This is a genomic window from Wolbachia endosymbiont (group A) of Scambus nigricans, assembly GCF_947251485.1.
Lineage (GTDB): Bacteria > Pseudomonadota > Alphaproteobacteria > Rickettsiales > Anaplasmataceae > Wolbachia > Wolbachia pipientis.
Genome location: NZ_OX366356.1, coordinates 109196 through 124169, shown reverse-complemented (window position 1 = coordinate 124169; position 14974 = coordinate 109196). Strand labels below are relative to the sequence as shown.

General features: G+C 35.3%; 14 protein-coding genes, 2 tRNA genes and 5 pseudogenes. 10 read left to right on the top strand and 11 right to left on the bottom strand.

The window, feature by feature from the left end; all coding sequences use genetic code 11:
- Positions 1-93 precede the first annotated feature (93 nt).
- From OPR46_RS00730 to OPR46_RS00715, 4 genes and pseudogenes are all read left to right on the top strand, one after another.
- Entirely contained in the window at positions 94-312 is a 219-nt protein-coding gene (locus OPR46_RS00730) for a hypothetical protein (protein WP_265043467.1), read from the top strand.
- 132 nt (positions 313-444) lie between these two features.
- Positions 445-717, top strand: coding sequence for a 30S ribosomal protein S15 (gene rpsO / locus OPR46_RS00725; RefSeq protein ID WP_006279944.1), 273 nt, complete (start codon positions 445-447; stop codon positions 715-717).
- Positions 718-731: 14 nt separating this feature from the next.
- On the top strand, positions 732-3005 hold the full coding sequence (gene pnp, locus OPR46_RS00720; protein ID WP_265043466.1) for a polyribonucleotide nucleotidyltransferase: 2274 nt from the start codon (positions 732-734) through the stop codon (positions 3003-3005).
- A 205-nt stretch (positions 3006-3210) separates the two neighbouring features.
- Positions 3211-3593, top strand: a pseudogene (locus tag OPR46_RS00715) (DUF6444 domain-containing protein); the annotation flags it as partial.
- Between the two features lie 28 nt (positions 3594-3621).
- Here OPR46_RS00715 and OPR46_RS00710 read toward each other — a convergent pair.
- Positions 3622-4481, bottom strand: a protein-coding gene (locus OPR46_RS00710; protein ID WP_265043306.1) for an IS630 family transposase whose coding sequence is annotated in 2 segments (ribosomal slippage) — positions 3622-4157 and positions 4157-4481 — 861 coding nt in all. Because the reading frame shifts where the segments join, the coding sequence is not laid out codon by codon here.
- A 66-nt stretch (positions 4482-4547) separates the two neighbouring features.
- Here OPR46_RS00710 and OPR46_RS00705 point away from each other — a divergent pair.
- Positions 4548-4764: pseudogene (locus OPR46_RS00705) on the top strand (EndoU domain-containing protein); the annotation flags it as partial.
- Between the two features lie 97 nt (positions 4765-4861).
- Positions 4862-5206: a diacylglycerol kinase gene (locus OPR46_RS00700; protein WP_265043464.1), complete on the top strand. Its 345-nt coding sequence runs from the start codon at positions 4862-4864 to the stop codon at positions 5204-5206.
- Positions 5207-5290: 84 nt separating this feature from the next.
- Here OPR46_RS00700 and OPR46_RS00695 read toward each other — a convergent pair whose 3' ends face one another.
- The 4 genes and pseudogenes from OPR46_RS00695 to OPR46_RS00680 form a co-directional block, all read right to left on the bottom strand.
- Positions 5291-6253, bottom strand: a complete 963-nt coding sequence (locus OPR46_RS00695; RefSeq protein WP_265044036.1) for an RluA family pseudouridine synthase — start codon at positions 6251-6253, stop codon at positions 5291-5293.
- Positions 6244-7941, bottom strand: coding sequence for a hypothetical protein (locus tag OPR46_RS00690; RefSeq protein WP_265043462.1), 1698 nt, complete (start codon positions 7939-7941; stop codon positions 6244-6246). The genes OPR46_RS00695 and OPR46_RS00690 overlap by 10 nt, the downstream gene beginning before the upstream one ends.
- A gap of 61 nt (positions 7942-8002) precedes the next feature.
- Positions 8003-9013, bottom strand: a pseudogene (locus OPR46_RS00685) (ComEC/Rec2 family competence protein); the annotation flags it as partial.
- Between the two features lie 95 nt (positions 9014-9108).
- A pseudogene (locus OPR46_RS00680) lies at positions 9109-9717 on the bottom strand (ComEC/Rec2 family competence protein); the annotation flags it as partial.
- Here OPR46_RS00680 and OPR46_RS06590 point away from each other — a divergent pair.
- Positions 9673-9849 (top strand): hypothetical protein, encoded by a 177-nt coding sequence (locus OPR46_RS06590; protein WP_265043460.1) that lies wholly within the window; start codon positions 9673-9675, stop codon positions 9847-9849. The pseudogene OPR46_RS00680 and the gene OPR46_RS06590 sit on opposite strands and share 45 nt — an antisense overlap.
- A gap of 109 nt (positions 9850-9958) precedes the next feature.
- Positions 9959-10035 (top strand) — tRNA-Met (locus OPR46_RS00670).
- 3 nt (positions 10036-10038) lie between these two features.
- Here the strand turns inward: OPR46_RS00670 and pdxH are convergent.
- Positions 10039-10632: a pyridoxamine 5'-phosphate oxidase gene (pdxH, locus tag OPR46_RS00665; RefSeq protein WP_022626142.1), complete on the bottom strand. Its 594-nt coding sequence runs from the start codon at positions 10630-10632 to the stop codon at positions 10039-10041.
- Positions 10633-10648: 16 nt separating this feature from the next.
- On the bottom strand, positions 10649-11464 hold the full coding sequence (gene mutM / locus OPR46_RS00660; protein ID WP_010963068.1) for a bifunctional DNA-formamidopyrimidine glycosylase/DNA-(apurinic or apyrimidinic site) lyase: 816 nt from the start codon (positions 11462-11464) through the stop codon (positions 10649-10651).
- Between the two features lie 247 nt (positions 11465-11711).
- On the opposite strand from mutM, the gene OPR46_RS00655 reads away from it, so the two are divergent.
- A tRNA-Thr gene (locus OPR46_RS00655) sits at positions 11712-11784 on the top strand.
- Between the two features lie 53 nt (positions 11785-11837).
- On the opposite strand, the gene OPR46_RS00650 is transcribed toward OPR46_RS00655, so the two are convergent.
- The 4 genes from OPR46_RS00650 to OPR46_RS00635 all read right to left on the bottom strand — a co-directional run bounded on the left by OPR46_RS00650 (position 11838) and on the right by OPR46_RS00635 (position 14321).
- A complete protein-coding gene (locus OPR46_RS00650; RefSeq protein ID WP_265043458.1) occupies positions 11838-13364 on the bottom strand; it encodes an acyl-CoA carboxylase subunit beta in 1527 nt (508 codons plus the stop codon).
- A gap of 107 nt (positions 13365-13471) precedes the next feature.
- Entirely contained in the window at positions 13472-13774 is a 303-nt protein-coding gene (locus tag OPR46_RS00645) for a hypothetical protein (protein WP_231115838.1), read from the bottom strand.
- A 24-nt stretch (positions 13775-13798) separates the two neighbouring features.
- Positions 13799-14062: a hypothetical protein gene (locus tag OPR46_RS00640; protein WP_265043457.1), complete on the bottom strand. Its 264-nt coding sequence runs from the start codon at positions 14060-14062 to the stop codon at positions 13799-13801.
- A 79-nt stretch (positions 14063-14141) separates the two neighbouring features.
- Complete coding sequence (locus OPR46_RS00635; RefSeq protein ID WP_265043456.1) at positions 14142-14321, bottom strand: hypothetical protein; 180 nt, start codon at positions 14319-14321, stop codon at positions 14142-14144.
- Between the two features lie 154 nt (positions 14322-14475).
- Between OPR46_RS00635 and OPR46_RS00630 the strand changes: the two are divergent.
- A pseudogene (locus tag OPR46_RS00630) lies at positions 14476-14965 on the top strand (IS4-like element ISWosp8 family transposase); the annotation flags it as partial.
- Between the last annotated feature and the right edge of the window lie 9 nt (positions 14966-14974).

Genomic DNA, 14974 nt, shown 5'->3' with positions numbered 1-14974 from the left:
CGGACTATTATAAGAAAGACTATAAATGCTATTTGCTCAATAAGTTCACTGATATTGGTATGGCTAAATTTGAGATAGCTTCATAAATTTATTGTGCGTTACCTACTATCCGAAGAGCGATGCAACAAAGCCATCCCAGTGTCAGCTACTTGGATGACAGAGGGGGGTAGGATGACAGAAGATGATGGAGTGACAGGGAGTAATACAAAAAGTTTCGTCATCCCCATTGAATCGGCTTTAAAATCGATGTTCAAAGTTGAAATTTCCCTAGAAGATGCGGGGAAAATCAGAAAAGGTCAGGAAGTTGTATGAAATAACTTGCGTAATTTAAAGAATCATGATATTTGTTGTGCGGTGGTGGGTAGTGTACCTATTGCAATCTGCAGTTTTATCTATGGTTGTGTGAAACCTATTCGTGTTTTTAATATTTAAAATGAGGTTTAGATGTCGATAACATCCGAAAAGAAAAAGAGTTTGATAAATATATATGCAATTAAAGAAGATGATACAGGCTCATCTTTTGTACAATGTGCAATTTTGACCGAGAGGATCAGTAACTTAACTGAGCATTTTAAAGTGCACAAGCATGACCATCACTCTAAGCGTGGTTTACTTATATTGATAGGTAGAAGACGCAAGCACTTAAATTATATAAAGCGTAAATTTGGTAATGAAGCCTATCAGGAATTAATAGAGAAGTTAGGCATTAGAAAATAATCGAGGAATTTAATATGTTTAAAATTATAAAAAAATCTATAGACTGGGGTGGTCGTGCCTTATCTTTAGAAACAGGAAAAATAGCACGCCAAGCTCATGGTTCAGTAGTTGTAAATTACGGTGATACTTCTGTTTTAGTAACTGTTGTACGTAAAAAGAAGGAAGAAAGCGTTGATTTCCTACCTTTAAATGTGCAGTTTATCGCAAAAAGCTATGCCATGGGTAAGATCCCTGGCGGGTTTTTTAAAAGAGAAGGCAAGCCATCTGATAGAGAAACTTTAATCTCAAGAGTAATAGATAGAAGTATAAGACCACTATTCCCAGAAGGATTTCATGATGAAATTAGTGTGGTGTGCAATCTATTAACTTATGATACAGTCAATCCTCCTGAAGTGCCAGCATTGATTGGTGCTGTTGCAGCTCTTGCAATTTCTGGTGTTCCCTTTCACTTTACTATAGCTGGAGTGATGGTTGGTTGTGATGAAAATAATAACTATATACTCAACCCTTCTGTTCAAGAGATGAAAGCAAGCAGCTTGGATCTGTTTTTGTCTGGTGATGAAAATTCAATTTTAATGGTTGAATCAGAAGTGAAAGAGCTCTCTGAAGAAAATGTTTTTAATGCAATAAAATTTGGCCATGAACACCTTAAGCCTGTCATTAAGCTCATAAAAGAGTTTGCTGATACAATTGGCAATAAACCTGAGAGCTTTGCCCCTATTGATGCATCAGATATAACACAAGAGCTCGAAAAATACGGTAAAGATTTTGAAAAAGCATATTCGCAAACAGTAAAACAAGAGCGAGTTCAAGCTCTAGAAGCGATCAGAGAGAATATATTGAATACTCTTAAAGAAACTGGAAAAGACGAAAAGTTAATTACGTATGCAGTAAAAAACTTTGAAAGATCTTTAGTACGTGAAATAATTAGGAAGAAAAGTGTAAGGATAGACGGTCGTAAGCATGATGAGATACGTCAGATAGAAGTTGAAGTTGATATTCTGTCCAAAACTCACGGTTCTGCACTATTTACAAGAGGCAATACTCAGGCACTGGTTGTTACTGCTCTTGGCACCACTCAAGATGAGCAAATTGTGGATGATATTGAAGGGGATAGACGTGAGCATTTCATGTTGCATTATAACTTTCCCTCATTTGCTGTTGGAGAAACTTCTGCTGCGCGTGCACCAGGAAGAAGAGAAATCGGTCATGGCAAACTTGCTTGGAAAGCAATTCATCCTGTTTTACCCGATAAGTCTGAATTTCCTTATACAATAAGAGTAGTGTCCGAAATTTTGGAGTCTGATGGTTCTTCTTCTATGGCAACAGTTTGTGGGACTTCTCTTGCTTTAATGGATACGGGTGTGCCAATAAAGGCCCCTGTTGCTGGAATTGCTATGGGTCTCATCAAAGATAAAGACGAGTATGTAATACTTTCCGATATACTTGGTGATGAAGATTATCTTGGTGATATGGACTTTAAAGTAGCAGGAACTAGTGAAGGGGTTACGGCGCTACAAATGGACATGAAAATTTCTGGTATAAGCTTTGAAATTGTTGAAAAATCTTTAGAACAGGCAAAAGCTGGAAGATTACATATTTTAGAAAAAATGAATGCAGTGATTTCAGAACACAGTGATGATGTCAAAGACCATGCACCAAGGATGTTATCATTTTACATAGATAAAGACAAAATTTCTGCTGCTATAGGTTCTAAGGGGAAAAATATACGCAGTGTGTGTGAAAGAAGTAATGCAAAAATTGAAATAGGAGATGATGGTAAAGTTTCTGTTTTTGCTACGAGTGGCACTGAAGCTGAAATTGCAAAGAGTATGATGATTGATTCAATAACAGAACTAGAACAAGGTTCTATAGTTGATGTCAAGGTTGTAAGAATAGAGAAGTCTATTGTAGAGCTTGAATTTCTTAATGGCAGAAAAGGAAAAATGCACATAAGTGAAGTAGCTAATGAACATATAGATTCTATAGAGAGCGTACTTAAACAAGATGATACTTTCAAAGCACTAGTAATTGACTTCGAAAAAGGTGGGTGTCCAAAGTTGTCAAGACGTCGGGTTGACCAAGAGACGGGAGAGTTTTTTGAAGGTGAGCTTTACAACGAGGAAAGGAAAGATGGTCCAAATGACAGGGATAATTATTACAATAATTCATTTAGTAGAAAACCTGGAGGAAGTCACCATAAGAGGCCTCCTCGTCCTCGTTCTGGTTTCAGCAACAGAAATAGGCCGAAATTTGGTAATAATGATTCATCATCAGGTTTTTATTAAGAGTAAACTTCTTGCGTTACCTCTCGTCATTCCAGTGCTTAACACTGGAATGACACCCTTTCTGGTGAAGGTTGTTCTCAAATCACAATGTTAGTACAATTGTGGTGTTAGCTATAGCTAACCCGAGGTATCCGTTCAGCGGAGTGGTAGAATAAGGTAGACAAAGTGATCTAAAAAGATAATCATAGAGCAAAAGTGAGGTAATATGGTAAACCTTTTAGAACTTTGCAAAAATTTACAGCAAAAAATAGAAAAACTGAAAGCAGAGATAGAAAACTTAAAAACAGAAAGTAAAGCTTTAAAGATAGAGAACGCTGAATTAAAGGAAAGGCTCGGTTTAAATTCAAAAAACTCATCCCTGCCCAGCTCAAAAGAGCTATACAAAATAAAAAAGGACAAGCCAAAAAGCGAAAGGAATGTTGGCGATCAGGTTGGGCATAAAGGAAATTTTCATGCCACAATGGAAGCGGATAAAGTAGTAAAAATAGAGTTGCCTAATATTTGCGAATGCGGAGGAGAGCTTGTAATATGCGAAAACCTTATGTTCACCAAAAAGTTGATCTTCCGGAAATTAGGCCTTATGTAGTATAGCATTTCTCATAATAGTCCGAACAGGTCATAGGAAGGCAGAATCAACAGCACGACGAAAGGATTCGAATAGAGGAATGTTTTTCCTGGCTCTGTTTTTTATAGCAAACCAATGATGCTCAATTTTGTTGAAATCTGGAGAATAAGGCGGCAGATACAAAATTTCTGCACCAACCCCTTTAGCAAGCTCGATAATCTTATCAGACTTATGAAAAGTAGCATTGTCAAGAATGACAGTCTGTCCAGGTTCCAAGATCGGTGTCAAAAATTGCTCAAACCATCCATTAAAAACATCCATATTACAGTGGCCTTCAAAGGTTAACGGAACAACTATCTTTCTTCCACTTAAGGCTGCAACCATACTGATTCGTTGAGTTTTCTTTCCAGATTTTAAGGCATAAAACCGCTGTCCTTTCTGGCAATATCCGTAGGGGTAGTCTTCGGTGTTATCAATGCCAGACTCATCTATATACACTAAGTTTTTAGGTTCTTTTGTCGCTATAATTTTCAAAAATTCAGCACGTTTTTCTTCGTTTCTTCCCTTGTATCCATATGTCTTTTTTTGCGCGTAAATCCAATTTTTTTAAGGGCTCGATAGATCGTTTGGATACTAACGTTGTTCCAAAGTTTAGCCATTTCCGATAGAGTCTTTCCTCCGTGTTCTCTGGCAAATTTGGCAAACGTATCCCAGTCGGTAATTTTGTGATTGTAACCCCCATTTCCAAGTTTTTTTGATTGAAAGTCTCCTGTTTCTTTTCTTCTTTGCCGCCACTCCCATAAAGTAGTTCGTCCAATCTTAAATCTTGCTGCCACTGTTTCTCTGCTTTCTCCTTCGTCTAGCGCTTCCATTGCTTTTTTTCTTAAATCATAACTATATGCTGCTGGCATTCAACCTCCCTATCATCATCTACCCTTATCCTATCACATCCGGACTTTTATGGAAAGAGCTATATATGCCCAAATGGATACGCATATAACCTTCATGCCGATAATTTCTGCAACTAAGGCGTTTAAGGAATTAGGAAAAGATGGAATGTGTCTATATGAAATGGAAGATGACAATTATCAATCAGTGTTTGTAAGAAAGAATGATGCTATACTCACGTTCTATCCTGACTTAACACCAAAATGTGATGATAAGAGTACTTATTGTAGTTGCGGTAAATCTTAATTTCAAAACCAATAGGGTGAACAAATGATAAAAATGCTATAGGGTGTAGCAAATCCAAATGAGTTGAAATTTTGATTAAAGGGTTTTGTGAATAATAATGAAGAAGGTCATTATTCGTCTAATAAAAGCAATTCAATACTCTTGTGAAGGAATAAAATCAGCTTTTATATCAGAAATTGCGTTCAGACAGGAGTTACTGCTTTTTATAGTATGTGTCTCAATTTTGTTTGTTTTGGATGTAAGTAATCTAGAACGTGCAGTAATGATAAGCAGCCTATTCCTGGTGTTAATTGTGGAAATTGTTAACACTGCTTTTGAAACGACAATTGAGCGTATTTCCAGTGAACAACACATACTTTCAAAAAAGGTGAAAGATCTAGGTAGTGCAGCAGTTTTTCTTTCATTAATTATAGCCTTTCTTATAATAGTCCGAATGCGATAAGATATGTGTTTATGGCTATAGCAGGCCAGTAGCATATTACGGTCTGTTCGGATTATTGTAAAAAGAGCTATAATACGAATGTTATTAAGATATGTTGTCAAACTCACCAATTAAAGTTTTTATATCTTGCGGTAAATCAGAGACAAATTCCATGTATCCCTTACTTTTGGGGTGATATAAGCCCAGTGTATAAGCATGTAGTGCTTGTCTATTGAAATTACGAATAAAACTAGAGTTTTTAGCATATTTTGCGCTTTTACTACTATTTTTCCCATAAACTTGATCACCAACTATAGAATGTCCTATGTGGCTCATGTGGACTCGAATTTGGTGCGTTCTACCTGTTTCTAAAGTGCATTTAACGAGGCTTGCTTGTCCTATAACTTTCTCTACTGAGTAATGAGTGATTGCTAATTTGCCCGTTGTTTTTGTAACACACATCATTTCTTTATTACCACGCTTTGGAGCAATGTTAGTTTCTATAGTTCCCTGCTGGGAAGATAATGCTCCCCAAACTACTGCTAAATATTCTCGCTTTATTTTACGATTTGATAACAATTCAGACAAAAAACCATGGGCTTCCTCATTTTTTGCAATTACCATTAGCCCACTGGTATCTTTATCGAGTCTATGAACAATTCCTGGTCTCACATGGGTATATGGGATTTTACCAAGGTGAGCGATAACTGCGTTCAAAAGCGTATCATTGTTTGTCCCAGCACCTGGATGTACCGTTAATCCACTTTGTTTACTCAGAACTATAATGTCTTCATCTTCATAGACGATATTAAGTTTTATGTCATAATTAGGCTCAATTGATGTGGATATGTCAGGTTGAACGAGATGCACCACATACTCTTCATCTGGTTTTACTATGTAGTCATTATTAATTATCGGTGTGCCAAGTAATTTCACCTGCTCATTTTGTATCAATCTTTGCGCTTTGCTGCGTGATATGTTGCATTTTTCAGCTATATAGGTGTCTAACCTTAATTTCTCTTTATCATTATTAACACTTAAGGTTATTATTAAGTGATCTATAGTGATTTACCCCGCGCCATTTCCCATGCTGCTTGAACATTTGGGTCTGTAAACATTGTTGCACTAGACTCAATTTGCAGATCACCTTGTTTTTTAATATGGCAAATTGTTTGAGAGCCATCTTTCCAGTAGATTGTAACTTTATTATCAAAATCTCGTAATGTTGCCTCAACCTTTTTTTCTTTATTATCTTTTTCTTCCAGCTTAATAGATTCTAATAAATAATATAGAAAGTCACTTGGTTTGCCGTTGATTTTTTCTTTCCATTCATCTGTTTTTTCTTGTTCAGATTTTTTTTGCTCTAACTTTTCCTTCTTTTGCTGCAGCTTATTTTGTTCTGCTTCCAGCTCTAACTTTCTAACTGTGTCACGTAGTTCTTTGACTTTATTTTCTAATACTAATAATTTATTAGTATTATTTCCATTGTTAGCTTCTAAATCAGGCGTACTTGGTTGAGCTTGCTTCTTTTTTATTTCTTCTAATTCATTCCTTACTACGTTTAATTGCTCCTTCAATTCCGTTTTTTCCTCTTCTGTATCCTCTTTTAACTTTTTTAGCATGCTAAGGAACTCGTTATTATTAGACTGCGTAGTTGATTGAAGCCAGCCTACAAAGCGGCTTGGTTCAAATCGTTCAATTTTATCTTCAGCAATTTTAATAGCATTCTCTAACCTAGAAAAAGTACCTTCAATATCTAGTGAATGTGCTTTTTTTGTCAATTCTTTAGTGTTGTTTAAAACTTCTGAAATTTCTGCATGTAGCCAATCTAAATCTTTTTTGATGTCTTCTCTGATTTTTTTTAGGTGATCAAGCGTTTCTTTAATGTTAATATTTGCAGGCTTTAAAAGACTATTATCAAGTAAATCGCAAGCTTTTTTAAGGTTACTGTCAAATGAGTTGCAAAGCGGACTAAGTAGTTTTTTCATTAGAGATATTAGTTCATTTTCCCTTTTACCAAGCTTATTTTCTACTACTGATACAACCATGCCCTTTCCAGACCAGTATGGAAATAGAAGACCTAAAAAACTGTGTTTTCTAATAGTATGATTTTCATGATCCACGCTATTACTTATTAGATTGCTAAGTGTTGATATGATGCATAAAAGAATAGCGACTAATAAAGCTATTAATATTATTGGAGCATTAATGGATTGTGATATTGCTGAAACTACTATAATAGTACCAAATACATATGATCCAGTAAACAAGAGAATCCTATTTCTATTTTCTGCTTCTATATCTTCTAGTATTTCTCTCTGCGTCTTAGAAATTGGTAAAACTATTGAAAGCTTTTCCCCCTTTTTATCTAAATTTGTTACAATTTCAATTTTTTTAGCTTCTTGAGCAATCTGGCTGTACTGTTCATCAACTTGATAGTTTCCTATTTTTTTATCTATTTCATTCTCTTTTATTTTTTGTGTATTTATAAAGTTTATAACAGCAGTAAATAAGAGAACTATAAGAGGAATAAAGGCAAGAGGTGCTGGCGTGAACGCAAACCCAGCAATACTTACTGTAACAGGCTGAATAGAAAAGGCAGTAAATGCTATAAGAGTAGCAATGGTACTTGCTATCGATATAGTACCAGAATACTTTCTTATAGAGCTCAAAATTCTACTGGGCTGGTCAGAAAGTTTTCTAAATCCTAAAAAATCAAAATAGTCTTTGAAAGGATCTTTAGTGTCTGTAACCATAACATTTTTCTAGTTTAAAATTATTTAGGTATACATTAACCAAACCTTAAAATCAAGTTTCTTAATTTTTCAACATGTGCCAAGGCCTATTGGAGCGCACTGTACTAATCTTTACGTAACGATTTGTTAACCAAACAGAATATGTGCCATACGTTTCTAGATCAGCATGTTTAACAATTTTAGCGTTGCAAGCTGAATAGTCAAACTCACTTAATTGAATTGTTAAATCAACTTTATCACAATTTTCTGAAATATCTTCTTTTTTATAAGCTAGCAGCACTAATTTATTATTTCCTTTATTATATATGCAGCCATAATCGTTACACTTTAGCCTTTTATCTGGGTTGCTATATTTTGTATGATTCAAAATTTGGTTCTGCCCATTTTGCTTCGCCCATGTTTTGACAACAAAGTTCCTATTTTTCCTGGTGAGAGAATATAGTAAGTTATCACTTTCTTTTACAGCAACATTATCAGCATTTATTAGGATGTCGGGGGTTTTATATGCGGTGCTAAAGCAGATACCCAACACAATAAAGAAAATTCCGAAGAAGCGCCAATTTCTTTCCCACAAGCACAGCCACAATAACCCAAATGTTATTATAATAATTGATGAGGCAGGAAAAGTACGAATGGGAATAACCAAATACTGAAGACTAGCGATAGCGTTTGTTATATACAAAATGCTGTCAATTGGGCGTTCTACAAGTGGCGCTATAATCCATTCAATACCGAAAGGAATCAACAAAACATAGATTATTCCAAGTGGAATAATAATTAATGTAACTATTGGTATAGCAACTAAATTTGTGATAATGCCACTAATTGAAAAACAATTAAAATTATATATCGTATACGGAACAGTTGCTAAACTTGCTATTACTGAGCTGATCATTATCGATACAAAATATTTCATTATTTTTATTTTGAACAACTTATTAGCATTAATTTGATAACTGGCAACCAGTGCCAAAACAGCAGAAAATGACATCTGAAAGCCAGGCTTTAAAATTGCTTCTGGTTCTACTGAGAGTATCACTGAAGCAGCAAACGCAATTGCTATTATAGCCTTTCTTATAATAGTCCGAATGCGATAAGATATGTGTTTATGGCTATAGCAGGCCAGTAGCATATTACGGTCTGTTCGGATTATTGTAAAAAGAGCTATAACCCTCGATATTTTCTCCCTATCATTATTGCAACGAGTACTAAAATCACCATGATGTAGGCACGCTGAGCAGAAATTTGCATGCCGGTAATCAACAAATAAAACGTGGTTGGCAAGATAGTAAGGAATGCAGATATTTTCTTGGTATTATACTTAAGAGTCAAAGTTTCAGATGTTGCAAATAAATTACGAAACACTACAAAAAACAGGCCAGCAACAAATGATAAATGCAAACCAGATATGGAAAACAAATGTGCTATACCTGAATCTCGTATCGCGTCCATAGTTTTTTGATCTATGCCATCTTTTTTACCGATCAGTAATGCAGAGATTATATCCGCATGTGGTTTTTTGATATTTTGCTGCAGGTTTTCATAAATGTATTGACGGAAAGATTCTATATATTCTTGAAATTTCCTTGCTTCAGCCTTTTTGTGCAAAGCTATTTTGCTTGTTGCAAAGCCTGTTGCACTTATTTTCTGGTAATATGCTATTCTTGCAAAATCGTATGCATACTCCGAGGACGCAATCTTTAGAGGGAAGAGTTTTGCTGATAATTTTACTTGATCGCCTATTTTAATGCCTTTTTCCACTTTGGTTCTATAGCTCTTTTTACAATAATCCGAACAGACCGTAATATGCTACTGGCCTGCTATAGCCATAAACACATATCTTATCGCATTCGGACTATTATAAGAAAGGCTATATATTGTTCATTGCGCAGATTGTTACGTATATAACCAACTATTATGTCAAGAAAAGTTAATAAGTGTGTCGATATTTGCATGTGGTGAAATTTTATTTTTCTTTTTTCATTATTTGTATATATAATAACTAAATAAGCAACAACGCGGGATGGAGCAGCTCGGTAGCTCGTCAGGCTCATAACCTGAAGGTCGTAGGTTCAAATCCTACTCCCGCAACCATTTTTAAGGATATAGTTGTTCCACTTTCCAATCGCTTCCCTCAACAAGAGTGTATCTAAATCTAATATGCTTCCTATATTCACCTTCTTGCCAAAATTCAATTACTTTTGGGATTACGCAAAATCCCACCCAAAAATCAGGACGAGAAACTTGTGTATTGTGAAATTCTTTTTCCTTCAATTTTATAGCTTGCTCAAAATCTTGCCAATCTTTCAGAATGCTCGATTGTTTTGAGCACCATGCGCTAATTTGACTACCCAGCGCTCGAGAAGAGAAGTATTTGTCAGTTCTTTCATCGTTTAGAAGTTTAACCTCTCCTTCAATTCGCACTTGCCTAGCAAATTCTATCCAATGAAACACTAACGCAGCTTTGGGGTTCTCAGTCAATTCTTTCCCTTTTTTACTGTTTACGTTAGTGAAAAACACAAAACCTTCTTTGCTATATTCCTTTAGTAATACCACTCTTGCAGATGGAATACAGTCTTTGCTACAAGTTGCTAGCGTCATTGCAGTTGGTTGTTCACACGGAGAATTAAGTACTGCTTTGTACCACTTTGAAAACAAATCAAATGGATCTTTTTCAAGTGAAAATATCATATCAAAAAATAAAATCTTAATTCTGGCACGCGTTGCAAAAATAAGTGCTACGGCCATTTTGTCGTATAAGTGTTATGATATTATTGCAAATCTTGCAAGGTTTTTGAACTTTACCATATACGTAAAAGTTATTTTGAAAGTATCCAGCAGATCCAGATGGCTGTGCATAATCTTTCAGTGTTGAACCACCTGCAGCAATTGCATCACTCAGAGTATTTTTTATTTCAGCAGCAAGTTTTTCGCACTCTCTATAGGTCAAGTTTTTTGCTGACCTGAGTGGTGATATACGGGCTCTAAACAAGCTCTCAGAAGCATATATGTTGCCTACGCCAACTATTGATTTATTGTCCATTAACGCTGATTTGATATTCACTTTTTTGTTTTTCAGCAACTCCTGTAAATAGTCTCCACTGAATTCATCCGTGAGGGGCTCTATTCCAAAATCGCTAAAAAAATCCGTTTCTTGTTCTTTATTTAAAACGATAACTAATCCAAATCTTCTTGGGTCATTAAAAATTATTGAAGTATTGTCAGAAAATAAAAATACCACGTGATCATGCTTATTCCGCATTTGATCGTGGTCAGCATATATAAGCTTTCCGCTCATGCCAAGATGTATGATTACAGCCACACTACCGTCTGTATTCCAGATGGTATACTTACCTCTACGCTTGATGTTGCGTATGACTTTGCCCTTTAGCATATCATCAATATTTTTTGTTATTGGGGCACGTAAATTCCAATTATTCACTATAACATTACTGATTTGCTTGTTTTTAATTTTATCAAGCAAAAAATTAGAGATTACTTCCACTTCCGGTAGTTCTGGCATGATACCTCCTTCAAAACTTAAGTTTCTGATGGTAATTTTGTCGTTCTCAAATACATTCGAGTATTCTGCGGTGCTTTCTCCTAAAAATTCCTCACCACAAACGAGTTTTGAAAGGGTTCTCTGTCTACTCTGTTGCTGCTTTTTTCTTTTCAAAATATTTTGCTTTAAAGCTTTCGCTAATCTTTTTTTCTCCTCTTCTTTTTCCTTATTCTTTTTTGTGTTATTCATTATCATAATATATAAACTTGCCGTTGTAGCTCAGGTGGTAGAGTACGTCATTGGTAATGACGAGGTCCCAAGTTCGAGTCTTGGTAACGGCACACTGATTATACTTATAATATTGCATAACTTGCAAGCAAGGCTTAGAAGAAAGTTACAGAGGTAAGTTGTCATGCTTTTTCCATATCCTTTCTACCTTCTTGTTTTTGAGTAGCTCTAATGCTTTATAAAAGTGATACCTTGTTTTACTTGGCACTATAATGTCATCAATGTATCCATGTGATGCAGCAAAAAATGGATTAGCGAACTTTTCTTTGTATTCTTTGATTAACGTTTGCTGATCTTTTTCGTGTCGAAATATAATCTCAACTGCACTTTCAGGGCCCATCACAGCTATTTCAGCAGTTGGCCAGGCATAATTTATATCACCTTTTAGATGTTTCGAATTCATAACAATGTATGCACCACCATACGCTTTTCTAGTGATAAGGCTAATTTTCGGCACGGTCACTTCAGCGTAAGCGTAAAGCAGTTTCGCTCCGTGTTGTATTATATTATTGTATTCTTGATTTGTACCCGGCAGAAATCCTGGAACATCAATAAGTGTGATGATGGGAATGTTAAATGCGTCACAGAATCTTACAAACCTCGCAGCTTTTCTTGAAGAATCAATATCCAAACATCCTGCAAGGTGCATAGGTTGATTTGCAACAATACCAACAGTGTTTCCTCCAATTCTACCAAAACCAATTATGATATTACGAGCAAAATCAGGTTTTAACTCAAAAAATTTCCTTCCATCACAAACTTTTTCAATAAGTTCATACATATCATAAGGAGTATTAGGATTGCTAGGAATCAGAGTATTTAAAGATTCATCAATATCATTAACTGAATCACAGGTTGATTTAGGTTTCGGTGATTCTTGATTATTTGCTGGTAAGAAAGTAAAGAATTCACGCATTTTTAGCAGCATTTCAACATCATTATTGAATGCAAAATCCGCTACTCCTGTTTTGCTTGTATGAATTTTTGCTCCACCGAGGTCTTCGAAACTTACATCTTCGTAGGTAACCTTTTTTACTACATCTGGCCCGGTTATAAACATATATGAACTGTTTTTCACCATGAAAGTAAAGTCAGTTAATGCTGGGGAATAAACTGCACCTCCTGCACATGGGCCCATAATTAAAGAAATTTGTGGTATAACACCCGATGCATTTACGTTTCTTTGAAAAATTTCTCCATAACCAGCAAGAGAATTTACTCCTTCCTGAATTCTGGCTCCACCAGAATCATTTAGTCCGATAATTGGAACTCTGGCATTAATTGCCATATCCATAATTTTGCATATTTTTTTTGCATGTGACGCACCAAGTGAACCACCAAAGACAGTAAAATCCTGAGAATAAACAAAAACTTTTCTGCCATAAATAGTACCATGACCAATCACTACCCCATCACCTAAAAAATTAGCATTTTGCATGCCAAAATCATTTGCATGATGTTTTACGAATTTATCGTATTCTGCAAAAGAACTTTCATCGAGCAATATACTGAGCCTTTCTCTAGCAGTTAATTTCCCTTTTTCATGTTGTTTGGTAATCCTGTCAGAACCGCCTCCTTTTTCAGCTTCTAGTGCTTTGGTTTTTAGATTTTCTAGTATTTTAAAGTCTTGCATACAATAAAGTAGTTTTCAAATTAGTTGTAGACTTTATTAAGCTTACAAACCCTACTGACTATACACATACACTATTGCTATATGCAACAATGTATGTATGATAATTGTTAATGCTCTGGTGATTCATGGTCACTACTTTGAAAATGTTGCGATGTGTCAACACTTTTCATATTAGAAAGAGGTGGACTAACTGCACTGCTTTTTGTTTGTGCAAAACTTTTAGCAGCTTCAACAACCTTGCTTATACGAGGTTCTTTTTCTAGCTCTTTTAGGTACTTTGAGAAGATTTCACAACTTTTGTCATCCATATGTACCATTATTTTACCAAAACTTTCAGCTTTTTCAGAAGATAAAATCATTTCGATCTTTTCATCGCCTACCCTAAAGGTCATTTTTACTTTGCCTTGCATATCATGATATTGCCAGCTTTTTATTCAGATTAGATTATCTCCTTCTCCTATTCGCAATGCACCATATTCTAAGTCCTTAAATTCCGGGGAGTTCATAAATTTTGCAGGAGTGATCACACTTTTTTCTGGACACTGTACATAATAAAATTTATTATCCCTTTCTACTACAATTCCTTTTTTTTTGTCATTTTCAATACTATCACTTACAATTTGTTTTAGACGTGACAAATATTCGCCGCGTTCTTTCAGTATATCTTCTGGCAATAATCTCCGAACTTCTTGGCTCACATCAGTGCCTGTTCAAACTAGATTAAACATTTCTAACATAAGAGGCCGTAGTTTTTCTTTTCCAGTCTCAGTAACATTTTTATCTTGCTCCATGAGGTGGTATAAGATCAGTATCGAATAATCTATTATTGATGACTTTTTTCTCCTTGGAATACATCAACACTAAACATGACCTTGTGTTTTTTGCATCGTCTATAGATTTTTGAAGTCTCTTTGCTATGTTTTCGATAGCTTCATCATTAGGTAAGTGTTCACACAATGGCGTCAACTTAAGGAAAAATATCAGCGATAGTGTATAAAATTTCTCTCTAAATTTTTTATCATTAAATTATCCAAAGAGTGCAAGGGACAGCACTTTTGTTTCTATTTTATTGCAACAAAAAAGTTTAAAATGTGTCTTTTTTAGGTGAGGCATGCAAAAAGGAAAAGATCTTATCTTACAAATTAAAAATGCAATATACTCGAAAACTTTTCAGAAAATCCATTGTGTTGAGTTTTACACGAACAAGCTTTTTCGACAGTATTTTCTATGATTTTAAGTTAGTTAAAAAAAGTTTGGGAATAGAATGTGAACTTATGGAGCCATTGACATGTACCCTCAAAGCAAGCTTTTTCTAAAGCAAGGTATAAGATTTGCCATACAGGCTTTCAAGAATTTAAGCATCCAAACAGCCTATCAGGATGAACCTGAGTTGGAGAGGCTATAGACTTATTGCAGCAGATGGTTCTGGTATGAGATTACCCAGCTCTGGGGAAATTGTATCCGAGTTTGAACCAAATGGAACAACAGGCACCATTGGCAATTTGTTTGTTGATTTGTGTACTTCGCTGATTTGTAGTGCTCGTCTTGCAGCTTGGAATATAGGTGAACAAACGTTGGCGGCAGAGCAATTACCCGAAGTTATAGCCTTT